Origin of the sequence: Blastococcus sp. URHD0036, assembly GCF_000701365.1 — a bacterium.
Lineage (GTDB): Bacteria > Actinomycetota > Actinomycetes > Mycobacteriales > Geodermatophilaceae > Trujillonella.
Genome location: NZ_JNIK01000006.1, coordinates 58,071 through 79,841 on the forward strand (window position 1 = coordinate 58,071; position 21,771 = coordinate 79,841).

The 21,771-nt window shown below is 76.0% G+C and carries 18 protein-coding genes and 1 pseudogene; 9 read left to right on the forward strand and 10 right to left on the reverse strand.

What is annotated here, in order from left to right; translation table 11 throughout:
- The first annotated feature begins 100 nt into the window (after window positions 1-100).
- Window positions 101-1,114 (forward strand): ATP-dependent DNA ligase, encoded by a 1,014-nt coding sequence (locus tag N555_RS0106055; RefSeq protein WP_029430598.1) that lies wholly within the window; start codon window positions 101-103, stop codon window positions 1,112-1,114.
- Between the two features lie 18 nt (window positions 1,115-1,132).
- On the opposite strand, the gene N555_RS0106060 is transcribed toward N555_RS0106055, so the two are convergent.
- The 7 genes from N555_RS0106060 to aceB all read right to left on the reverse strand — a co-directional run bounded on the left by N555_RS0106060 (window position 1,133) and on the right by aceB (window position 12,553).
- Window positions 1,133-1,645, reverse strand: a complete 513-nt coding sequence (locus N555_RS0106060; protein WP_029430599.1) for a MarR family winged helix-turn-helix transcriptional regulator — start codon at window positions 1,643-1,645, stop codon at window positions 1,133-1,135.
- A 7-nt stretch (window positions 1,646-1,652) separates the two neighbouring features.
- Window positions 1,653-2,486 (reverse strand): SDR family oxidoreductase, encoded by an 834-nt coding sequence (locus tag N555_RS0106065; protein WP_029430600.1) that lies wholly within the window; start codon window positions 2,484-2,486, stop codon window positions 1,653-1,655.
- A gap of 73 nt (window positions 2,487-2,559) precedes the next feature.
- Complete coding sequence (locus N555_RS0106070) at window positions 2,560-3,579, reverse strand: sensor histidine kinase (RefSeq protein WP_051683787.1); 1,020 nt, start codon at window positions 3,577-3,579, stop codon at window positions 2,560-2,562.
- A gap of 165 nt (window positions 3,580-3,744) precedes the next feature.
- Window positions 3,745-8,868, reverse strand: coding sequence for a SpoIIE family protein phosphatase (locus N555_RS26640; protein ID WP_051683788.1), 5,124 nt, complete (start codon window positions 8,866-8,868; stop codon window positions 3,745-3,747).
- A 60-nt stretch (window positions 8,869-8,928) separates the two neighbouring features.
- A complete protein-coding gene (locus tag N555_RS0106080) occupies window positions 8,929-9,609 on the reverse strand; it encodes a DUF5701 family protein (RefSeq protein ID WP_051683789.1) in 681 nt (226 codons plus the stop codon).
- 143 nt (window positions 9,610-9,752) lie between these two features.
- Entirely contained in the window at window positions 9,753-10,982 is a 1,230-nt protein-coding gene (locus N555_RS0106085; protein ID WP_029430604.1) for a DUF6986 family protein, read from the reverse strand.
- Window positions 10,982-12,553, reverse strand: coding sequence for a malate synthase A (aceB, locus tag N555_RS0106090; protein WP_029430605.1), 1,572 nt, complete (start codon window positions 12,551-12,553; stop codon window positions 10,982-10,984). Before aceB ends, N555_RS0106085 begins: the two co-directional genes overlap by 1 nt.
- Before the next feature lie 38 nt (window positions 12,554-12,591).
- Here aceB and uraD point away from each other — a divergent pair, with 38 nt between their 5' ends.
- The 5 genes and pseudogenes from uraD (at window position 12,592) to N555_RS0106115 (ending at window position 15,308) form a co-directional block, all read left to right on the forward strand.
- A complete protein-coding gene (uraD, locus tag N555_RS0106095) occupies window positions 12,592-13,089 on the forward strand; it encodes a 2-oxo-4-hydroxy-4-carboxy-5-ureidoimidazoline decarboxylase (RefSeq protein ID WP_029430606.1) in 498 nt (165 codons plus the stop codon).
- Window positions 13,086-13,403, forward strand: coding sequence for a hydroxyisourate hydrolase (gene uraH, locus N555_RS0106100; RefSeq protein ID WP_029430607.1), 318 nt, complete (start codon window positions 13,086-13,088; stop codon window positions 13,401-13,403). The genes uraD and uraH overlap by 4 nt, the downstream gene beginning before the upstream one ends.
- 76 nt (window positions 13,404-13,479) lie before the next feature.
- The gene (gene pucL / locus N555_RS0106105; protein ID WP_029430608.1) at window positions 13,480-14,370 is read left to right on the forward strand and encodes a factor-independent urate hydroxylase; all 891 of its coding nucleotides are present in this window, start codon (window positions 13,480-13,482) and stop codon (window positions 14,368-14,370) included.
- Between the two features lie 22 nt (window positions 14,371-14,392).
- Window positions 14,393-14,767: pseudogene (locus N555_RS0106110) on the forward strand (dihydrofolate reductase family protein); the annotation flags it as partial.
- A 46-nt stretch (window positions 14,768-14,813) separates the two neighbouring features.
- A complete protein-coding gene (locus N555_RS0106115) occupies window positions 14,814-15,308 on the forward strand; it encodes a phosphoribosyltransferase (protein ID WP_029430610.1) in 495 nt (164 codons plus the stop codon).
- Here the strand turns inward: N555_RS0106115 and N555_RS0106120 are convergent.
- Both N555_RS0106120 and N555_RS0106125 read right to left on the reverse strand, forming a co-directional pair.
- Entirely contained in the window at window positions 15,305-16,933 is a 1,629-nt protein-coding gene (locus N555_RS0106120) for a methyl-accepting chemotaxis protein (protein ID WP_231502618.1), read from the reverse strand. The two genes, N555_RS0106115 and N555_RS0106120, sit on opposite strands and share 4 nt — an antisense overlap.
- 86 nt (window positions 16,934-17,019) lie before the next feature.
- Window positions 17,020-18,162, reverse strand: coding sequence for a class I SAM-dependent methyltransferase (locus N555_RS0106125; RefSeq protein ID WP_029430612.1), 1,143 nt, complete (start codon window positions 18,160-18,162; stop codon window positions 17,020-17,022).
- A 42-nt stretch (window positions 18,163-18,204) separates the two neighbouring features.
- Here N555_RS0106125 and N555_RS25645 point away from each other — a divergent pair, with 42 nt between their 5' ends.
- Window positions 18,205-19,119 (forward strand): alpha/beta hydrolase, encoded by a 915-nt coding sequence (locus tag N555_RS25645; protein ID WP_051683791.1) that lies wholly within the window; start codon window positions 18,205-18,207, stop codon window positions 19,117-19,119.
- 69 nt (window positions 19,120-19,188) lie between these two features.
- Here the strand turns inward: N555_RS25645 and msrA are convergent, their stop codons facing one another.
- The gene (gene msrA, locus N555_RS0106135) at window positions 19,189-19,845 is read right to left on the reverse strand and encodes a peptide-methionine (S)-S-oxide reductase MsrA (protein WP_029430614.1); all 657 of its coding nucleotides are present in this window, start codon (window positions 19,843-19,845) and stop codon (window positions 19,189-19,191) included.
- A gap of 100 nt (window positions 19,846-19,945) precedes the next feature.
- On the opposite strand from msrA, the gene N555_RS0106140 reads away from it, so the two are divergent.
- Window positions 19,946-20,968: an NADP-dependent oxidoreductase gene (locus N555_RS0106140; RefSeq protein ID WP_029430615.1), complete on the forward strand. Its 1,023-nt coding sequence runs from the start codon at window positions 19,946-19,948 to the stop codon at window positions 20,966-20,968.
- Entirely contained in the window at window positions 20,965-21,684 is a 720-nt protein-coding gene (locus N555_RS0106145) for an alpha/beta fold hydrolase (RefSeq protein ID WP_034509063.1), read from the forward strand. Before N555_RS0106140 ends, N555_RS0106145 begins: the two co-directional genes overlap by 4 nt.
- Window positions 21,685-21,771: the final 87 nt, after the last annotated feature.

The following is a 21,771-nucleotide window of genomic DNA, read 5'->3' on the forward strand; positions in this document are numbered from 1 at the left end:
TGAGCGGCGGCGACGCGGAGCGTGGCGACCCTCCACCGAACGGGTGATCCCGTCCGCCGGGAGACTGCGACGCGTCCGGGGAGCCCCCAGGCTGGCCGTCGTGCCCCTGACCGCCCCCGGCTTGCCGGACCTGCCGGCGGACCTGGCCGGTCCGGTGGCGGTGCAGCTGGCCAAGCCCGCCCGCGCGCTGCCGCCGCCGAACGGACTGCCCGGCGGCTGCCTCTACGAGCCGAAGTGGGACGGCTACCGGCTGGTCGTCGTGCGGACGGCGCGCACCACCCGCCTGTGGTCCAAGCAGGGGCGCGACCTCACCGACCGCTTCCCCGACGTCGCCGCGGCGGCACTCGCCCAGCTCCCGGCCGGCAGCGTCGTCGACGGCGAGGTGGTGATCTGGCACGACGACCGGCTGGACTTCGGCCTGCTGCAGAAGCGCATGGTGACCGCCCCCGGCCGGATCGCCGCCCAGGTCGCGGCCGCCCCGGCGTCCTACGTCGCGTTCGACCTGCTCGCCGCCGGCGGCACCGACCTGCGCCGGCGCACCCTGCGCTCCCGTCGTGCCGAGCTGGAGCGGCTGGCCGCCCGCTGGGCCCCGCCGCTGCAGCTCTCCCCGATGACGGCGGACCCGGAGGAGGCGGCCCAGTGGTCCCGCGACTTCCGGGTGGCCGGGGTCGAGGGGCTGGTCGCCAAGGGCGCCGGGACCCGGTACGCGCCGGGCCGCCGGGAGTGGGTCAAGGTCAAGTCCTGGGAGACCACCGAGGTGATCGCCGGTGGGATCATCGGCTCCCTCGACCGGCCGAGCCAGCTCGTGGCCGGGCGCTACCGCGACGGCGAGCTGGTCGTGGTCGGCCGGACCAGCCCGCTCACGCCGGCCGCGGCCGAGGAGCTGGCGGCCGTCCTCGCGCCCGCGGGGGACGAGCACCCGTGGCCGGACCGGATCGGCACCGGACGCTTCGGCGGTGGCCGGCTCAGCGTGCCCCTGACCCGGGTGCGTCCCGACGTCGTCGTCGAGGTCAGCGCGGACGCCGCGCTGCAGGCCGGCGTCTTCCGGCACCCGCTGCGCTTCGTCCGCACCCGCCCGGACCTGCGGCCCGACGACGTCGACCCGATCGACTGACCCTCCGGGCCCCGCTCGTCACGGGCGTTGGGGCAGCCGGCCCAGCGTGACCAGGAAGCGGCGGAGCAGGTCGGCCAACTGCTCCCGCTCGGCCTCCGACAGCCCGGCCAGCAACCGCCGCTCGGTCTCCAGGTGGTCGGGCAGGGCCGCGTCGAGCGCCGCCCGCCCGGCGTCGGTGAGCGTGACGACGACGCCCCGCCCGTCGGACTCGCTGCGGGTCCGGGTGATCAGCCCGCGCTCCTCGAGCCGGTCCAGCCGCTGGGTGATCGCCCCGGAAGTCACCAGCGCCGTCCGCATGAGGTCGGTGGGGGTGAGCTGGTGGGGCGGCCCGGCCCGGCGCAGGGCCGCCAGGACGTCGAAGGCGGGCGCGTCCAGGTCGTGGCGGGCGAACGTGGCGCGCTGCGCCAGGTGCACCTCCCGCTGCAGCTGGGTGATCCGGCCGACGATCCCCATCGGCGAGCAGTCGAGGTCGGGCCGCTCCCGGGCCCACTGCTCGAGGATCAGGTCGACGGAGTCGGCCGGCTCGCTCATGCCCTGATCATGCAGCGGCCAGCAGGTCGGCGAGGTGCTCGGCGTAGGGACGCGGGGGTCGCCCGAGCAGCGCCGTCGCCACCCGGGGGCTGCCGACGAACCCGTGCGCGCGGTAGTGGTCGAGCATCAGCCGGCGGCATCGCGCCCGGTAGGAGACCGGCACGTCCCCGGCGGGGACGACGTCGTCAGCGACGACCTCGCGCCCCAGCGCCTCCCCCATCAGCTCGGCCAGCCGAGGAGCGGTGAGCGCCTCGGGACCGGCGACCTCGAAGGTGCCGCCGTCCAGCCCGTCCTCGGTCAGGAGCACGGCCGCGGCCTCGGCGACGTCGGCCAGGTCGATCAGCGACTGCGCCGTCCGCAACCCCCAGAAGCTGCGCAGCACGCCCGTCTCGCCGGCCCGGCGCACCTCCTCGTCCAGGTTCTGCGCGTAGGCGCAGGGCTGCAGCACCCGCCAGGTGACGCCGGCCCGGTCGAGGGCCTCCTGGGCCCGGTCCTTCGCCGTGTGGTGCGGCATCGAGTGGGCCTGCGGGCGCAGCACCGAGTGGTAGACGACGCGGCCGACGCCCGCCCGCCGCGCCTCCCCGAACAGCGCAGCCGCCCCCTCGGCCTCGTCCGGGTCGAAGTTCGGCCAGATCAGGTAGAAGGCGTCCGCGCCGGCGAGGACGCGGCTCCAGGCCAGCGGCTGGGTCAGCTCGGCCACCACGACCTCGGCACCCAGCTCCACCAGCTCCGGCCGGGGCCCGCGGTGACCCACCACGGCGCGCACCGGGAGGTCGCGCGACCGCAGCGCCCGGACGACGGCCCTGCCCGTCTGCCCGCCGGCCGCCGTCACCACGATCACGGGAGTAGCTGAGCAGTGAGGTACCGCCGAGGTCAACTCCGCGGGCTCCTCGGCGCGGCGCCCCGGCCCTCGCTCAGGAGCGGGGCGCGCGGACGAGCTCGGTGCTCAGCCGGACGGTCAGCCCCGGCCCCGCCGACAGCAGGTCGACGGAGTCCCAGAGCTTGCGGGCCAGCCACAGGCCCATGCCGCCGTGGGCCAGGTCCTCGCCGTGCGCGGGCTGCAACCCGGCCAGCGGGTCGTCGTAGCCGCGTCCGGAGTCGCTCACCGTGCACACCAGCCGCCGGCCGTCGCTCCACAGCCGCGCCGAGACCGGCGGGCGACCGTGCCGGAACGCGTTCGCCATGACCTCGGCGACGGCCAGCAGGAGGTCCTCGCGCTGATCGGCGTCGGGCACCGCCGCGCCGAGCCCGGCCCGGAGCCGGCCGCGCAGCTCGGCGAGCACCGTCGCGCCGTCGACCGCGAGCAGGGGAGCCAGGTCCTCCACCGGCTCCCGCGGCACCGGCAGCGAGCGCAGGTAGGACCCGGGCTCACGGAAGCTCCGGTTGTCCACGGTCCCGTCGGCGGTCGACAGCTGCGGGTGCGCGGCGACGGCCTGAGCGACCAACCGTTCCCCGAGCACGGTGGTGTCCAGGGCGCAGAGCACCGACATCGGGGCACCCGCGAGGAGTGCGCTCCCGGCGATCTCGTACCGCAGCCACTCCCGCGCCCCGCCCGGGATGTCGTCGCACAACCCCTGGCCGATCAGCCGAAGCCGCCCGGAACCGCGCCCCTCGGCCCGGCGCAGCGCCTCGCGCAGGGCGATGAAGGCGTCCGGCACCCGGGTGTCCTGGAGGCAGATGCGGGTGTCGCTCTCGATCGAGCCCGCCCGCTCACCCAGAGGCCCGGTGATCACCTTCGCCAGCTCGGGGGTGGCGGCCAGGACGACCAGGTCCCCGGCGCGCAGCCCCTCCTCGATGAAGGGCGTGGTGGCGGCGAGCAGCACGTCGGGCGACTCGTAGAGGACGGCGGCGTGCCCCAGTCCCGCCGCGGAGCCGGCCCAGCCGCGCGCCGGGGACGGGGCGTGCGCGGCGCCGTCCTCAGCCGTTGCTCTCACCTGTTCCTCGACACCTGCAGGGCCGGGTGGGCCGGCCGACCGGAGAGAATTGTGCGACACCGGACCGGCGCAGGCGGCAGGAGGTCCGGGTTGCCGTCTGCCCGGTGCCGTCCCCCGCGAAACCGGACACGCCCCTCGCCCACCCGTCCGGGGGAGGCACCGGCGTCAGGAGCCGCCTCCCGCCAGGTCCGCCGGCAGTCCCGACATCCGCAGCACCCGGTCGGGGGCGCTGCCCGGGACGGTGTCCAGGCGGAGCCGGCTCCCCGCCCGGCGGACGGCAGCCGCGGTCTCCAGCAGCAGCCCCACGCCGGCGCTCGCCAGATAGCTGACCGCGCGCAGGTCGAGCACCGTCCCGGCGCCGTCGTGCGGGCTGCCGTCCCGCGTCGCAGCGGCGAGGACGTCGTCGCGCAGCCGGCTCACCGCGGCGAGGTCCAGCTCGCCGGAGAGCACGAGCACCGGCCCCGCCGGCCCGGAGCGCACCGCCAGCGCCGCCTCCCCGTCGTCGGCCGCCGGGACATCGGCGGACGGGTCCGTCGACGCCTCGCCGGCCGGCGGGGGGACGACCCGGAAGACGGCCTCGGTACCGCCGCCCGGGGCCGGCCCGATGCCGACGTCCTCGGCGAGCGCCCGGATGAGCTCGATGCCCCGGCCGCGGAAGCCCTTGTCGGCCGGCGGCGGACGCCACGTCCCGTTGTCCCGGACGCGCACGCGGACCGAACCGTCCGCGTCCCGTTCCAGGGAGTACTCGGCCTCGCCGGCGTGCCCGGAACCCGCGTAGGCGTGCTCGACGGCGTTGGCGAGTGCCTCGCCCAGGGCCAGCTGCAGGTCGTCGACGCTGTCGGCGGGCAGGCCGGCGGCCAGGGTCCAGGCGGAGACCGTGCGGCGGATCCGGCTCAGCCGCGCCGGATCGGCCGGCAGCCGCTCGGCCAGTGGCGGGGGGACGACGCGGGCGGCGATGACGGCGACGTCGTCGGGCCGGTCGTTGTCGGCCAGGACGTCGGCGAGCAGGTGCCGGACCAGCCTCCCCGGTTCGGCAGCCGCGTGCCGCTCCGCCGCCGCGGTGATCCGCGCCAGACCGGCGTCGAGGGCCTCGTCCCGCCGTTCCACGAGGCCGTCGGTGTAGAGGACCAGCGTCGTCCCGGGTGCGACCGCCGCCGTCCCCTCCGAGTAGGGCGGCCGGTCCGGCACCCCGAGGACGGCACCGGAGCCCGCGCCGTCCAGCAGGGTCACCCCCTCGCCGGTGACCAGCAGCGGCGGCGGGTGCCCGGCGCGGGCCCAGCGCACCCGGCCGGCCGTGCGGTCGACGACGAGGCAGGCGGCGCTGGAGGCGAGGGCACCGGGGAGCCGGGCGGCGAACCGGTCGAGCAGCTCGAGGGCCTCGGCCGGCGCGCATCCCTGCATCAGCGCGGCCGACAGGGCGCTGCGCAGCTGCCCCATGACGGCGGCCGCGGCCGGGCCCTGGCCGACGACGTCGCCGACGGCGATGGCGACCCGGTCCTCGTCGAGCTCCACGACGTCGTACCAGTCGCCGCCGGCCGAGCTGCCCACCGCGCCGGGCAGGTACTCGGCGGCGAGGGCGAGCCCGGCCAGCTGCGGGAGCGCGGCGGGCAGGAGGCTGCGCTGCAGCGTCGTGGCGATGTCGAGCTCGGCGCGGTACAGCCGGGCGCGGTCGAGGGCGAGTCCGATCTGCTCCGCCACCGCCAGCAGCAGACCCCGCTCGCTCTCGGGGAACGAGTGCGGGCCGCGGTACGCGATGCCCAGCACGCCCAGCACCCGCCCCCCGACGCTCAGCGGAACCGCCGCGGCCGCGGCCAGGGGCGCGGCGACGATGCTCCGGACCTGGCCGCCGGTCAGCCCCGCACGCTGCGCCAGCCGCTCGTCCGCCGTCTCGACCCACTGGGGACGGCCGGAGGTCACCGCAGTGGCCAGCGCCAGCGGGGCGGTCAGCGGGACGACCCGCCACGGGGCCCGCTCGACGTCGTCGGCGCTCCCGCTCATGGTCAGGGCGACGAGTGCGCGCTGCGCCGGGTCGACCTCGTAGACGCCGACCCGGCCGCCGTCGGGGGTGAGGCCGTTGAGGGTGTGGGCGGCCACCTCGGCCACCTCCACCGGCGTCGTCGCGGCCGACAGCTCCGCGGTCACCTGCTGGAGCACCGCCAGCCGGCGGGCGGTGGCGCGCTCCTCGGCCAGGAGGAGCACGTTGTCCACGGCGAGGGCAGCGCGGGCGGCGACCTCCTCGACCAGCGCCCGGTCGTCCTCGCCGAAGGGCAGGGAGTCCGCGAGCCGCGCCATGCCGAGGACGGCCAGGACGCGCCCGCCGACCGAGAGCGGCACGGCCATGCCGGAGCCGACCGTCAACGTCGCGCCGAGGTCGGTGCGGTCCGCCGGCGGCCAGGCCACCCGGTCCGTGGTGACCGTCCGCCCGGTGCGCACCGCCTCCGGGCCGATGCCGACGTCCGGAGGCGTGCTCGCGACGGCCGCCTCCGACTCGCGATCGAGCGCGGCGATGCCCGCGAACCGCAGCCGGCCGTCCTCGCCGGTCACCCGGGCGGTGCACACGTCGGCGATCCGGCGGTCGACGAGCAGGCGGCAGAGCGCGGCGAGCTGACCGTCCACCGAGCGCTCCCGCTCGAGGGCCTCGCCGACCTGCGCCAGCAGCGCCAGGCGCTCGGCCTCGCGGTGCCGGACGCTGATGTCGGTGCAGACGCCGACGTATCCGGCGGCGGCCCGTCCCACCCCGATCGGGACGGCCCGTTCCAACAGCCACGCGTAGGCGCCGTCGGCCCGGCGGAGCCGGAACTCCACCTCCCAGCCCCGCTCGGCGGCGATGGCCTCGGCCACGGCCTGCCGGTGCCGGTCGCGGTCGTCGGGGTGGATCCCGTCCCGCCAGCCCTCGTCGAGCTCGGCGCCGGCGTCACGGCCGGTGAAGGCGGTCCAGCCGGCGTTGACCAGCACCCGGCGGCCGTCGCGGTCGGAGACCCAGATGAGGGCCGGCGCGAGGTCGGCGATGGCGGTGAAGCGCTCCTCGGCCTCCCGCCGCGCCCGCCCCAGGTGCACGTGCGCGCCGACCCGCGCCAGCAGCTCCTGGGCGGCGAAGGGCTTGACCAGGTAGTCGTCGGCGCCGGCGGCCAGGCCCTCGACGGCGGCCTCCTCGCCGGCGCGGGCGGACAGCAGCAGCACCGGCACCCGGGAGGTGCGCGGATCGCCCCGCAGCTCGGCCAGCAGCGCCATCCCGTCGAGCCGCGGCATCATCACGTCGCTGACGACCAGGTCCGGCGGGGCGGCGCGGGCGGCGTCGAGCGCCTCCTGCCCGTCGGCGACGGCGGTGACCGCGTACCGCGGCGCGAGGAGCCGCACCAGGTAGTCCCGCATGTCGGCGTTGTCGTCGGCGACCAGCACGCGACCGGCCGGAGCGGCCGCGGGGGCGTCGTCCGCCGCGGGATCGCCGGCCCGCTCGCCGGTGTCCGCGGCGGGCAGCCAGCGCAGCGCCTCGGCGACGAACGGCGTGGCCGCCCGCGACACCGCCGGCGCGTCGGGGGTGGGCGGCGCGAGCCGGTCCTCGGGGAGGTGCGCGGTCCCGAGCGGCACCGTCACCGTGAACGTCGTCCCCGCTCCGGGGGCGCTCTCGGCGGTCACCGTCCCGCCGTGCAGGCCGACGAGCTCCTTGACCATGGCCAGCCCGATGCCGCTGCCCTCGCCGGAGCGCGAGCGGGCGCCGGCGACGCGGGTGAAGCGCTCGAAGAGGCGGGGCAGCTCCGCGGCCGGGATGCCGATCCCGCTGTCGGTGACGGTGAGGACGGCGCTCCCGGGCCCGGGGCGCAGCCGCACCGTGATGCCGCCCTCGAAGGTGTGCTTCAGCGCGTTGGAGAGCAGGTTGAGGACGACCTTCTCCCACATGTCGCGGTCGACGTGCACGGCCTCGGGCAGCGGCGCGCAGTCCACGTCGTAGGCCAGGCCGGCCCGGGCGACGGCGGAGCGGAACACGCTGGCCAGCTCCGCGGTGGCCGCGGCGAGGTCCACCGGCTCGAAGCGCGCGTCGATGCGGCCGGCCTGCAGGCGGGAGAACTCCAGCAGGGTGTTGACGAGCTTGCCCAGCCGCAGCGCGTTGCGCTCGACGACCTCGAGCTCCTCGCGCACCCGCGCGGTGGACAGGTCCTCGGCGGCGCGCAGGTCCGCGAGCGGCCCCATGATCAGGGTGAGCGGCGTGCGGAACTCGTGGCTCACGTTGCTGAAGAAGTCGGTCTTCGCCCGGTCCAGCTCGGCCAGCGCCTCGGCCCGCTCGCGCTCGGCCTCGTAGCTGTCGGCGTTGACCAGTGCCGAGGAGATCTGGTGCCCGACCAGCCCGAGGAACCCGGCGTAGCTCTCGTCGTGGGGCCGGTGCGGGTTGAGCCCGACGACGAGGAAGCCGGCCAGGTCCTGCGGCCCCTGCCCCGTCGAGGTGAGGGGGACGACGACCGCCCGCTCCACCGGTCGCGTCCAGGCCCCGGTCGGCAGGTCGGGGAGCCGCTCGGCGAGGCCCTCGACCACGACCGGATCCCCCGCGCGCAGCTCGCTCCGCAGGCGCGCGCGGCGGGGGTCGTCGGCGCCGATCACGGCCGGCAGCACGCCCTGGTCCGCGTCGATCCCGGCGGTGGCCCGGACCCGGGCAGTCCCGTCCTCGTCGTAGAGGTAGACGGCGCTGAAGGGCAGGTCGGCGAGGTTGCCGAGCAGCTGGGCGCCGGCGGCCGCGAGGACCTGCTCGCGGGTCCGGGCCGGCGCCAGAGCGGCCGAGAGGTCCCGCAGGGTGGCCATCCGGCGTTCGCCGATGACCTGGTCGGTGGTCTCGGTGACCACGCACAGCAGGCCCTCGGTGCGGCCGTCGTCGCCGCCCAGGGGGCTGTAGGAGAACGTGTGGTACGTCTCCTCGGGGAAGCCGCTGCGCTCGAGGAACAGCAGGAGGTCCTCGTCCCAGGTGGCCACACCGGTGTCGAGCACCGAGCGGACGCGCGGGCCGATGTCGTCCCAGATCTCGGCCCACACCTCGGCCGCAGGTCGCCCCAGCGCCCACGGGTGCTTGGCCTGCAGGGTGTCCCGCCGGTAGGCGTCGTTGTAGAGGAAGGCCAGTTCCGGGCCCCAGCCGGCCCACATGGCGAACCGGGACGTCAGCAGGATCCGGACGGTGTTCCGCAGCGACGCCGGCCAGGTCTCCGGCGGTCCGAGCGGCGTGCTGGCCCAGTCGCGCGCGGCCATCGCCTCGCCGAGGTCCCCCCCGGCCGCGAACAGGCTCCGGCGGAGCGTGTCGTCCGTCACCGGGGCATCACGCAGGGATCGTAAGCGGCGCGCAGAGGCGTCGTCCGGGCGCCTCGCGGGTCAGCCGGGCGTGCCCGGCCGGCGCTCCGCCGGCGCCGGACCGCCGGTCAGCCGCCCGGCGGCCGACGCCGTGCCGAGCCAGCTGTGGGGCGCGCCCTGGTAGCACCAGCCCAGCCGCGGACGGCGGCCGCTGACCCACAGCGCGGGCACCCGCTTGTCCCCCACGCGGGAGCCGAGCAGGGAGTAGCAGCCCCGCGAGCGCAGCACCCCCGGGTCGGAGACCAGGAGCGCCAGCCCCTCGGCCAGGGTGAGCGGGGAGCGGCCGGCCGCGGCCAGCCGCGGTGCGACGTCACGGGGCGGGACGCCGAGGGTGTCGGCGCCGGTGTCCACGTCGACCAGCAGGTAGGGCACCGGGGGCACACCCAGCTCGGGGAGCGGCCGGAAGCGGGCCAGGTCCTCGGTCCCCATCGTGCTGAAGCCGCCGCCCCCGGCCGTCTGCACCGTGGCGAGGACGTCGAGCACCGGCACGTCGGGGACGACGACCACGAACGGGACGCCGTCGCCGGCCGGCCAGGTCGGGAGGACGTCCCGCAACGGTTCGCAACAGGCGCGGAAGCACTCCTCGGCCAGCCCGAGCATCGCCGGCAGACCGGTGGCGACGAGCGCGTGCACCTGCCGGTCGAACTCGAGCTCGACCGCGGTGGCGACGGGGAGGGCGGGCAGCGCGGGCAGCGCGGACACGGGGTCTCCTGCTCTGGACGGCGACGGTGCGCCGGGCTCCTGATCCCCCACCCGGCGCGTCCTCCTGCGGCGGCCGAGTCTGCACCACATCCGCCCCACACGTCACGGCCCGGACACGATTCACCTCCCGGCCACGGTCCCGCTCAGCGGGCGGGCCGGCCCCCGACGGCGGCGAGGTCGGCGATCCGCCGCTCCGTGGCCGCCTCGACCTCGGGCACGTCCAGGGCGCCGCAGTCCAGGCCGCGCAGCACGACACCGGCCAGGGCGCGGGCGGTCGCGGGCTCGTCGAGCACGCCGCCGTTGACCCGGTCCAGATAGGCCGCGAGCCGGGCCGCGGCCGCCGGCAGCGCGGCCCGGAAGAAGGCGTAGGTGGCGGCGTACCGGGTGACCAGCTGGGCCGGGTGCAGGTCCCACCCCTGGTAGAGCCCGCGTTCCAGGGCCCGGCGGACCAGGCCGGCGTGCAGCTGCCAGGCCGCGTGCACCTGCTCCGTCGTCCCCACCGGGAGCACGTTGGTCGAGCCGTCGACCGCGACCGCGCCGGTGCCGGCGACGGCGACCTGCATGAGGTCCTTGGCGAGGTCGGCGGCCGGGTGGTCGGAGGACTGGTGGGCGGCGGCGATGCCGAGCGCCGCGCTGTAGTCGTAGGTGCCGTAGTGCAGGCCGCTCAGCCGCGGCCCGGCGGCGTGCACCATGCGGGCGAGCGCCACGGTGCCGTCCGCGCCGAGCACCGCCTGCGGCGTCTCGACCTGCAGCTCGAGGTCGAGGACGAGGCCGTGCGAGCGCTCGAGGGCCTCGAGGACCGGCAGGAAGGCGTGCACCTGCTCGACGTCGGTCACCTTCGGCAGGGTGACGGTGATGCGCACCGGGGCGTTTCGCGCGCGAAGTGCTCCGGCCAGGCCGCCGAGGAAGAGGTCCAGGGTGCGGACACCGCGGCGCCGGGTCGCCTCCTCCAGCGACTTGGCCCGGACGCCCAGCGACGGGGGCGCGGCCCCGGCGGCGAGGTCGGCGGCGACGGCGGCCGCGGCGGCGCGCACGTCGCCGTCCTCCTGGGCCGGCGGGCCCCGGTAGCCGTCCTCGGCGTCGACCCGCAGGTCCTCGATCGGCTCGGCGGCGAGCTTGGCGCGCACCCGTGGCCACACCTGCCGGGCCAGCGCCGGCTCCAGGCCGAGGTCGGGGAGGCCGTGCTCGTCGAGGGCCGCGAGCGCCGCCGTCCCCCAGGTCTCCGCCAGCCCCGGGACGACGGCGTCGGCCGGCACGTAACAGGTGTGGACGGGCTGCCGGCCCGGCCGCGCGCCCGGGTAGGCGGCGACCCGGGCCGCGTCGACCGGGGCCAGCCGCCGGTCCAGCTCGGCGTAGAGGGACTCCTCCAGCATCAGTCGACCAGCTCGTAGGCGGGGAGGGTGAGGAAGTCGGGGAAGTCGGCGGCCAGCGCCACCTGCTCGAACAGCCGGCGGGCGTCGTCCAGGTGCGGCAGCTCGCCGATCCCGGCCACCTCCTCGGCGACGACCCGGCGGACGAGCTCCTCGGTGACGGTCTCGCCGGTGTCGAGCACGACCTCGTTGTGCACCCACTGCCACACCTGCGAGCGGCTGATCTCCGCGGTGGCGGCGTCCTCCATCAGGCCGTGGATGCCGACCGCGCCGTTGCCGCCGAGCCACGCCGCCAGGTAGCGGATCGCCACCTCGACGTTCGACCGCAGGCCGGCCAGGGTGCGCTCCCCCGGGACGCCGGGCACGTCGAGCAGCTGAGCCGGCGTGACCGACACCTCGGGCCGCTGCCGGTCCAGCTGGTTGGGCCGGTCGCCGAGCACGGCGTCGAAGGCCTCCCGGCAGGTGGCGACCAGGTCGGGGTGGGCGACCCACGACCCGTCGAAGCCGTCACCGGCCTCGCGGGTCTTGTCCTCGCGGACCTTGGCGAGCGCCCGTTCGTTGGCCTCGGCGTCGCGCCGGCTGGGGATGGCCGCGGCCATCCCGCCGATCGCCATGGCGCCGCGGCGGTGGCAGACGGCGACCAGCTGGTCGGTGTAGGCCCGCATCATCGGCGCGGTCATGGTCACCGCGCCGCGGTCGGGCAGCACGAACGACGGCCCGGCGTCGCGGAAGGTCTTGATGACGCTGAACAGGTAGTCCCAGCGGCCGGCGTTCAGGGCGGCGGCGTGGCTGCCCAGGGCGTGCAGCATCTCCTCCATCTCGAAGGCGGCCGGGATGGTCTCGATCAGCATCGTGGCGCGGATGGACCCGGCCGGGAGGCCGAGCGCCTGCTCGCTGTGGTCGAACACCAGCGCCCACAGCGCCGCCTCGAGGTGACCCTCCATCTTCGGCAGGTAGAAGTAGGGGCCGCTGCCGCGGTCGAGTTGCTCCTGCGCGTTGTGGAACAGGTACAGCCCGGCGTCGACGAGGGCGCCGACGGCCGGCTCGCCGTCCACGAGCAGGTGCCGCTCGGGCAGGTGCCAGCCGCGGGGGCGGGGCACGATCGTCGGCAGGTCGCCGTCCTCCCGGAGCCGGTACTCCCGGCCCTCCGGCGAGGTGAAGGCGAGCGTCCGGCGGACGGCGTCGCGGAGCACCACCTGCCCGCCGACGACGTTGCGCCAGTGCGGGGTGTTGGCGTCCTCGAGGTCGGCCAGCCACACGTCGGCGCCGCAGTTGAGGGCGTTGACCGCCATCTTCGGCTCGGTCGGGCCGGTGATCTCCACCCGGCGGTCGACCAGCCCCGGCGGTGGCGGGGGCACCCGCCAGTCGCCGTCGCGGACCTCCGCCGTCCCCGGGCGGAAGTCGATGGTGCCGGCGGCCGCGATCTCCGCCCGGCGGGCCCCGCGGGCGGCGAGCAGCGCGTCGCGCTGGGCGCCGAAGCGGGACTGCAGGTCGCCGACGAAGGCCAGCGCCTCCGGGGTGAGCACCTCATCGCTCCGGTCGACGTCGGGTCCGACCACGCGCACGTCGGTCATCAGGCCTCCTGGAGGTGGCGGGCTGGCATCCTCGCACCGTGCCCAGCCTCGACGAGTTCAACTCCGAACGCGCTGACCGTGCCGGAGAGGCGTTGCGGGCCTGTAACGCCGCCCCGCGCTTCGCCGCCGAGGTCGCCGCCGGGCGGCCCTATCCGGACGTGGCGACGCTGGTGCGCCGCGCCGGCGAGGTGAGCCGCGGGCTCTCGTGGGACGAGGTGTCGACGGCGCTGGCCGCGCACCCGCGGATCGGCGACCGGGTGTCGGGCTCCTCGGCCGAGGCGGCGTCGTCGCGGCGGGAGCAGGCGTCGATGGGCGGGGCGGACGACGCGGTGCGGGCGGCCCTGCTCGAGGGCAACCGGGCCTACGAGGAGCGGTTCGGGCACGTCTTCCTCATCCGGGCCGCCGGCCGCTCGCCGGAGGAGATGCTGGCCGAGCTGCGGAGGCGGCTGGCCGCCGAGCCCGAGGCCGAACGGGCCGAGGTGACCGAGCAGCTGGCGCAGATCACCGAGCTGCGGGTGGAGGGACTCGTCTCATGAGCGTGTCGACGCACGTGCTGGACGCGGTGGCGGGCCGGCCCGCGGCGGGTGTCGCCGTCCGGCTCCTCGCCGGGGAGGAGCCGGTCGCCGAGGGGGTGACCGACGCCGACGGGCGGTGCCGGCTGGTCGAGGGGCCGACCGCGGCGGGCACCTACCGGCTGGTGTTCGACACCGGCGCCTGGTTCGCCGCCCGCGACGTGGCGACGTTCTACCCCGAGGTCACGCTGACCTTCGCCGTCGTCGACCCGGCGCAGCACTCCCACGTGCCGCTGCTGCTCAGCCCGTTCGCCTACAGCACCTACCGCGGCAGCTGACCGACCGCGGAGGAGATTCGTCGGCGTAACACCGACGAATCCACTCCGCCACGTTCCACGTGCAACAGTCCCGGCCATGGCGATCCGGCTCGGGGCGAACCAGTACGGCAAGGCGGAGGTCCGCGTCGTCGCGGTGGACCGCAGCTCACCGCGGCACGAGATCGTCGACCTCAACGTGTCCAGCGCGCTGCGCGGGGACTTCGCCGACGCGCACCTGGCCGGCGACAACGCGCACGTGCTCAGCACCGACGCGCAGAAGAACACCGTCTTCGCGTTCGCCCGCGACGGCATCGCCTCCCCCGAGGCGTTCGGGCTCCGGCTGGCCCGCCACTTCGCCGCCTCCTATCCGTGGATCACCGGCGCGCGGGTGGCCGTCGAGTCCTACGGTTGGGAGCGGATCGCCGTGGACGGCGTGCCGCACGACCACGCCTTCCGGCGCCCGGGCGGTGAGGTGCGGACGGCGGTCGTCACGGTGGACGGCGACCAGGCGCACGTGCTGGCCGGGCTGACCGACCTCGTCGTCCTCAAGACCACGGGCTCGGAGTTCTGGGGCTTCCCCCGGGACGCGTACACGACCCTGGCCGAGACCCGGGAGCGCATCCTGGCCACCGCGGTCACGGCCCGCTGGCGGTACACGTCCGCCGAGCTGGACTGGGACGCCACCTTCGCCGGGGTCCGGACGACGCTGCTGGAGACCTTCGCCGCGACGCACTCCCTCGCCCTGCAGCAGACGCTGTACGCGATGGGCGAGGCGGTGCTGCAGCGGTTCCCGGACGTCGCCGAGGTGCGGATGTCGATGCCGAACAGGCACCACTTCCTGCAGGACCTCTCGGCCTTCGGCCTGGACAACCCGGACGTGGTCTACCACGCCGACGACCGGCCGTACGGGCTGATCGAGGCCTCCGTGGAACGGGACGACGCGCCGCCGGCCGGCACCGCCTGGCAGGGCACCCCGGGCTTCTGCTGACTCCCCCGTCGCTCAGTTCCGCCGTCTCCTCCTCGACGACGGACGAGAGCCGTTCGCCGACTTCGTCAACGGCACGCCCAAGCACGTCGTCACCTCCCGGCCGCTGGAGCCGGAGTGGGCCGCCACGACCGTCGTGACGGCGCCGGCCGAGGAGTACGTGCGCGGCCTCAAGGCGGGCAACGGCGGGGACATCGGCGTGCACGGCAGCATCGCGCTCTCCCGGTCGCTGCTGGCCGCCGGCCTCGTCGACGAGCTGCACCTGGTCGTGGCGCCGACGCTCGCCGGCCGCGGCCGCCGGCTGTTCGACGGCGACCACGAGCTGCGCCGGGCGGACCTGCTGTCGGCGCGGAGCACCCCCGCCGGACTGCTGCTGCTGGACTACCGCCTCCGGCCGTGACCTCCGGAGACATGCCGGCAACGAGCTCCTGGCACCATCGGCGGCCGTGAGCGACGAGCGCGAGGTCCTGTCCTACGAGCTGTTCGGCACCGCGAGCCGGGAGCTCGCCGAGCAGGTCGCGGCCGACGGCTTCGAGCCCGACCTCATCCTGTCCATCGCCCGCGGCGGGCTGTTCCTCGGCGGGGCGCTGGGCTACGCGCTCGACGTGAAGAACCTCTTCGTGATGAACGTGGAGTTCTACACCGGCGTCGACGAGCGGCTGGACCTCCCGGTCGTGCTCCCGCCCACCCTCGACCAGGTCGACATCACCGGCGCGAACGTGCTGGTCGCCGACGACGTCGCCGACACCGGCAAGACCCTCGAGCTGGTGCGCGACTTCTGCACCGGTTACGTCGCCGAGGTGCGGACCGCGGTCATCTACGAGAAGCCGCGGTCAGCGGTGCGCTGCGACTACGTGTGGCGGCACACCGACCGGTGGATCGACTTCCCCTGGTCCTCCCAGCCGCCGGTCCGGAGCCGGAGCGCCCGCCCCGCCCACTAGTACTGGAAGTGGGCCACCGAGGCCTGCAGCGAGGTGGCCATCCGGGCCACCTCGTCGATCGCCACGCGGGCGTCGTCCATCGCGCGGGTGGTGGCCGTGCTGGCGCCGGCGACCGCGGTGATGTTCTGGGCGATCTGCCCGGCCGAGAGCGCGGCCTCGCCGACGTTGCGGTTCATCTCGGTCGTCGTCGCGGTCTGCTCCTCGACGGCCGCGGCGATGGTGCCCTGCGCGTCGTTGATCGTCGCGATGATGGCGGCGATCTGGCGGATGGCCTCGACGGCGCCGTCCGTGTCGCCCTGGATGGCCGCGACCCGCGCGGTGATGTCCTGGGTGGCCTTGGCCGTCTCCTGCGCCAGCTCCTTGACCTCGTTGGCCACCACGGCGAAGCCCTTGCCCGCCTCGCCGGCCCGCGCCGCCTCGATGGTGGCGTTGAGCGCGAGCAGGTTCGTCTGCTCGGCGATGCCGGTGATGACCTTGACGACGCCGGCGATCTCCACCGACGACTGCCCGAGCTTGGCCACGGTCGCGGTGGTGGTGTCGGCGACGCCCACCGCCTGGCCGGCGACCCGCGCCACCTCCGAGGCGTTCTGGGCGATCTCGCGGATCGAGGCGCCCATCTCCTCCGAGCCGGCCGCGACGGTCTGCACGTTGAGCGACACCTGCTCCGCGGCGCCGGCCACCGCCTCGGTCTGCGCGGAGGACTCGACGGCGAGCCGGCCGAGGTCCTGGGCCGACGCGGACAGCTCCTCGGTGGCCGAGGCCAGCGTCGTGGAGCTGTCGCCGATGGCGGTGAGGACGTCGCGCATGCTCGCCATGGACGCCTCGAGCGCGACCGCCATGCGGCCGACCTCGTCCTGGCTGCTGACCCCGGCCGAGCCCCGGAGGTCGCCCGCGGCCAGCTCCGACACGAGGACGCCGACCCGCCGCAGCGGCCCGACCACCGAGCGGGTGACGAACCAGCCCAGCAGCGCGAGGACGGCGACACCGGCGACGGCCACCGAGAGGGAGACGGTGACCGCGGTCGACCGCTGGTCCGTCGCTCCCGCGTCGGCTGCCGCGGCGTAGTCGTCGACCCGGGCGGCGAGCGTGGGGAGCTGGTCCTCGAGCGCGCTGAACGCGGTGGAGAACGCCGGGTAGAGCGCCTGCCCGGCGGCCAGGTCCTGTCCGGTGACGGTGACGATCTGGTCCGCCGACACCAGGTACGCCTCGACGGCAGGAACGACATCGTCCAGCGCGGAGATGACGGCCGGGCTGAGGTCGTCGGCGCGGACCTCGTCCAGGATGCCGCGGAAGGTCTCCGCGTGGTCGGCCAGATCGCTGACCGCCTGCTGGTAGAGCGGGCCGGCTCCGGCGCCGACCAGCGCCTGCAGGACGTCCCCGCGGACGGCGTCGTGCATCATGTCGGCCTGCAGCATGTCCTGGCCGGCCTCGTTGCTGGCCAGCAGGTCGTCGGCGGCATGCCCGGTCCCGGCCAGCGCCTGCAGTGTCACGACGGCGAAGACCCCCAGCGCGAGCGCACCGGCCGCGACGAGGGCGGCCAGCTTCACACCGAGCGGACGGTCGGACCAGTAGCGCGCCATGATGAGCTCCGGGATGCCTGCGGCGGCGACCGTCAGCACGGTCACCTCGGCGCCTACATCGGCGGCTCAGTGGAGTCGGTCCAGCCGAATTGCCCCGACGATCATGGACTTCGGGTTCCGGTAAGCGCGCGTCACACCGGCCGCGTCGACACGGTGACGGTGAACTGCCGTCCGGCGTCGGCCACCCGGGTGGGCCCCACCAGGCGCCGCAGCGCCGCCCGGTGCGGGAGCCGGTTGTTGTAGACGGTCCACAGCTCGCCGCCGGGGCGCAGGACCCGTGCCGCCGCAGCGAACAGCCGGTCCGCGGCGGCGGTCACCACGGAGGTGCCGAGGTGGAACGGCGGGTTGCAGACGACGAGGTCCACGCTGCCGGGTCCGATCGTCGACGCCGCGTCGTCCCGGCTCGTCCGGACCCGGTCGGCGACCCCGTTGGCGGCCGCGGTGGCCGCCGCCGAGCCGACCGCGGCGGCGGACTGGTCGGAGGCCACCACGGTGAGGTCCAGGCGGGCGACCGCGAGGGCGACGGCCAGCACGCCGGTCCCGCAGCCCAGGTCGAGGGCGGTGCGGGCATCGGGAGCCGCCTGCGGCAGGTTGCGCAGCAGGGCCCGGGTGCCGTCGTCGACCCGGGTGCCGGCGAACGCGGCCCCGTGCGCGCACACCGTGAGGCCGCTGGGCTCGTCCCGCCGGCTGCGCGGGAAGGACGCCGGCACGTCGCCGCGCGGGCCGCGCGCCACGAGCAGCCGGGACTTCTGCCGCGCCAGGCTCGCCGTGACATCGGCGAAGCCGAGCCGCAGGACGTCGTTCATCCCGTGCGTCATGTGCTTGATCCGCCCGCCCACCAGCAGGGTGACGTCCGGCGCGGCGTGCGCGGCGACCAGCTCGGTCACCTCCCGCAGCGCGTCGAGGGCCTTCGGCGCCTTGGTGAGGACCAGGCGAGCGCCGGCGAACAGCTCGCCGTCCAGCGGCATCGAGCGGTAGGTGCCGGCCAGGCCGGTGCGGTCGGCGTTGGCCGCCAGCGCCAGCTCGCCGACCAGCAGGTCCTGGTGCACGCGCACGTCGCGCGCCCCGTGCAGGCCGACGGCGCCGAGCGTCAGCGCGCCGTGGGAGTCGTCGACGACCACGACCTCGCCCGGGCCGGCCGCCGCCAGCAGCGGCGCGGCCTCGTCGAGCAGCAGCCGGTCGGTGGCGTCGACGGCGACGAGCTCCGGCGCCTCGACGTCGGGCTCCCTCCGGAGCTGCGCGAACAGCTCGCTGCTCCCCCGCTCCGACGTCATCGGCCCTAGTCTCCCCCCGGCGGTCTCGACGAGGAGGAACCGGTGTCCGACGACGGCGTGCTCGACCCCTGGGTGGCGGACTGGCTGCAGGCGAACCCGCAGGGCTTCGCACTGCGCGACGTCCTCCCGTACGCCCGGCAGCCCATGGCCCCGGTCCCGGTCACCCGGGAGGTGGGCCGCGTGACCGACGAGGTGGCCGCCGGCGTGCCCGTCCGCGTGTACGAGCCGCGCGAGGAGCCCACCGGCCTGCTCGTCTACGCGCACGGCGGCGCCCACTGCGTCGGCAGCGTCGCCCTGATGGACGGCCTGGCCCGGGAACTGACGCACGCGACCGGCGCCGTCGTGGTGTCCGTCGACTACCGGCTGGCGCCAGAGGACCCCTTCCCGGCCGGCCTCGACGACAGCGAGGCCGTGACCCGCTGGGCGCTGGCGAACACCGCCCGCTTCGGCCTCCCGCCGGACCGCGTGGCGGTCTGCGGCGAGAGCGCCGGCGGCACCCTCGCCGCCGGGGTTACGCTGCGGCTGCGGGACGACCCGGGGGTGCGGCTGGCCGGGCAGGTGCTGATCTACCCCGCCGTGGACGACGGCACGACGCCGCTGCCGTCCCGGCAGGAGTTCGCCGCCCTGACCATGCCCGAGGGCGAGATGGACTGGATCTGGTCGGCCTACACCGGCGGGCGGGACCTGCGCGGGGACCCGTTCGCCGCGCCGCTGCACGCGGAGAGCCTGGCGGGCCTGCCCCCGGCGCTCGTCGTGCTGGGCGGGTGCGACTTCCTGCGCGACGAGGGTCGGCTGTACGCCGAGCGGCTGCGGGCCGACGGGGTCGAGGTGGAGGACGTCCTCTACCCCGGCCAGATCCACGGCTTCCTCAACCACGGGTTCCCGGCCGCCGCGGACGCCCACGCCCGGATCGGCACCTGGGTCCGGGCCCTGTTCGCCGGGGTGCCCGCCGCCTGACCAGGCAGTGGATCCTTTCCCCACGTCTTCGGGCCGGAGACGTGGGGAAGGGATCCCATGCCTCGGCCCTCAGACCCCCGAGAGGCCGACCGGGCAGGAGACGCCCGTCGAGTGCACCGGGCAGTAGCCGTTCGGCACCTTGTAGAGGTACTGCTGGTGATAGTCCTCGGCGTAGAAGAACTCACCGAGCGGGGCGATCTCGGTGGTGATGTCGCCGTAGCCCGCGGCACGCAGCCGCTCCTGGTAGGCGTCGCGGGTGGACCGCGCGGCCGCCTCCTGCTCCGGGTCCGCGTAGTAGACGGCCGAGCGGTACTGCGTGCCGACGTCGTTCCCCTGGCGCATGCCCTGGGTCGGGTCGTGGTCCTCCCAGAAGGCCTTGAGCAGCTGCTCGTAGGACGTGAGCGCCGGGTCGAACACGACGAGGACGACCTCGGTGTGCCCGGTGCGCGCCGAGCAGACCTCCTCGTAGGTCGGGTTCGGGGTGTACCCACCCGCGTAGCCGGCGGCGGTGGAGTAGACGCCCGGCAGCTGCCAGAACACCTTCTCGACGCCCCAGAAGCAGCCGGCGCCGAAGACGGCGGTCTGCATGCCCTCGGGGAACGGCGGCCGGATCCGGTTGCCGTTGACCGCGTGCAGCTCGGGGACGCCGGGGAGGGCGTCCGGGCGGCCGGGCAGCGCGTCCTCGGAGGTCACGGGCTCGGTCTTGTGGCGCGAGAACAGCGACATGCGCCGAGCCTAGGACCGTGCCGCCACCCCGGAGGGCGCCGCCGTCGCGGGCGTTGGAGGATCGTCCGGGTCGTCCGTCCGCGTCCCCCCGGAGGTCCCCGTGCCCGTTCCCGCCCGCGAGTGGCACCTGGCCGCGACCCCCCACGGCGAGCCGACGCCGGCCGACTTCCGGCTGGTCGAGGTCGAGCACCCCGACCCGGCCGACGGGCAGGTCGTCGTCCGCATGACGGCGATGTCGGTCGACCCGTACATGCGCGGGCGGATGCGGCCCGAACCCTCGTACGCGCCGCCGTGGGAGGTCGGCGCGGTGATGCAGGGCGGCGCGATCGGGCGGGTGGTCGAGTCGCGCTCGGACGACGTCCCGGTGGGGGCACTGGTGCTCACCAATGCCGCGTGGCGCGACGTCGCCGTCCTCGGTGCCCGCGAGGTGCAGGTGCTGCCCGAGCTCGAGGGCGTCTCCCCCACCCACCACCTCGGCGTCCTGGGCATGCCGGGACTGACGGCCTACGCCGGCCTGTTCCGGGTCGCCGAGTTCGTCCCCGGTGACGACGTCTTCGTGTCCGGCGCGGCCGGCGCGGTGGGCAGCGCGGTCGGCCAGTTCGCCCGGCTGCGCGGGGCCGGCTCGGTCATCGGCAGTGCCGGCAGCCCGGAGAAGGTCGCCTGGCTGACGGGGGAGCTCGGCTTCACGGCGGCGTTCGACTACCACGACGGCCCGGTGTCCCGGCAGCTGCGCGCGGCGGCGCCCGACGGCATCAGCGTCTACTTCGACAACGTCGGCGGCGACCACCTGGAGGCTGCGATCGGGTCGCTGCGGGTGCACGGCCGGGCGGCGCTGTGCGGGTCGATCTCCGGCTACAACGCCACCGAGCCACCGCCCGGGCCGCGGAACATGAGCCTCATGGTCGGCAAGCGGCTGACCCTGCGCGGCCTGCTCGTCGGCGACCACACCGACCTGCGCGGTGAGGCGACCGAGGCGATCGCCGGCTGGCTGCGGTCGGGGGAGCTGGTGGCGCGGGAGACCGTCTACGAGGGGCTGGACCAGGCGGTGCCGGCGTTCCTGGACCTCCTGCGCGGGGCCAACACCGGGAAGATGGTCGTCCGGCTCGCGCCCGACGCGCCGTGACCTCCGCGTTCGCCCCGGCCCTCGAGCACGCCGCGGCACCGGGGACCGCCCGCGCCGTGGCGCTGTTCTGCCACGGCGGCACGGTGGAGAGCGTCCAGCCGCCGCGCGAGCGGGCGCTGTCCCTGCTGCGGATGCGCGCGATCGAGGAGTTCGTGCGGCGGTCGGTCGGGCCGCGGGGACTGGACACCTACCTGCTGCGCTACCGGGTGGCCGGCTGGAACGGGGTCGCCGCCGACCCCTACGCCGACGTCCGGTGGGCGCTGGAACGGATCCGCGCCGAGCACGGCGACGACCTCCCCGTCGTCCTCGTCGGGCACTCGATGGGTGGCCGGGCGGTGCTGCGCGCCGGCGGGGAGCCCGGGGTCGCCGCGGTCTGCGCGCTGGCGCCGTGGACACCGCCGGGCGAGCCGGTGGGCCACCTGCGCGGGCGGACCGTCGTCCTGCTCCACGGCCGCGGCGACCGGTGGGTGCCCACCCGCCTGTCGGCCGACTACGCGGTGCGGGCGCAGCGGGCCGGCGCGCGGATCGCCCGGTTCACCGTCGCCGGCGGGCACTCGATGGTCCGCCGGTCGGGGCTGTGGCACGCCCTGGTCCGCGACGTCGTGCTCGCCGGGGCCGGGTTCGCGCCGGAACGGGACGACGTCCGCGCGGCGCTGGACGCGCCGCCGCCGGACGGCCTGGCCGTGCCGCTGGACCCCCCGCGCCGCCGCCGCTAGCCGCTGATGGAGTGCCTGGAGCGAGGTTTCCTCGCCTCTCGCACTCCACTCGGGCGACTCGGGTTGGCAGGAACGGTGCGGACGACG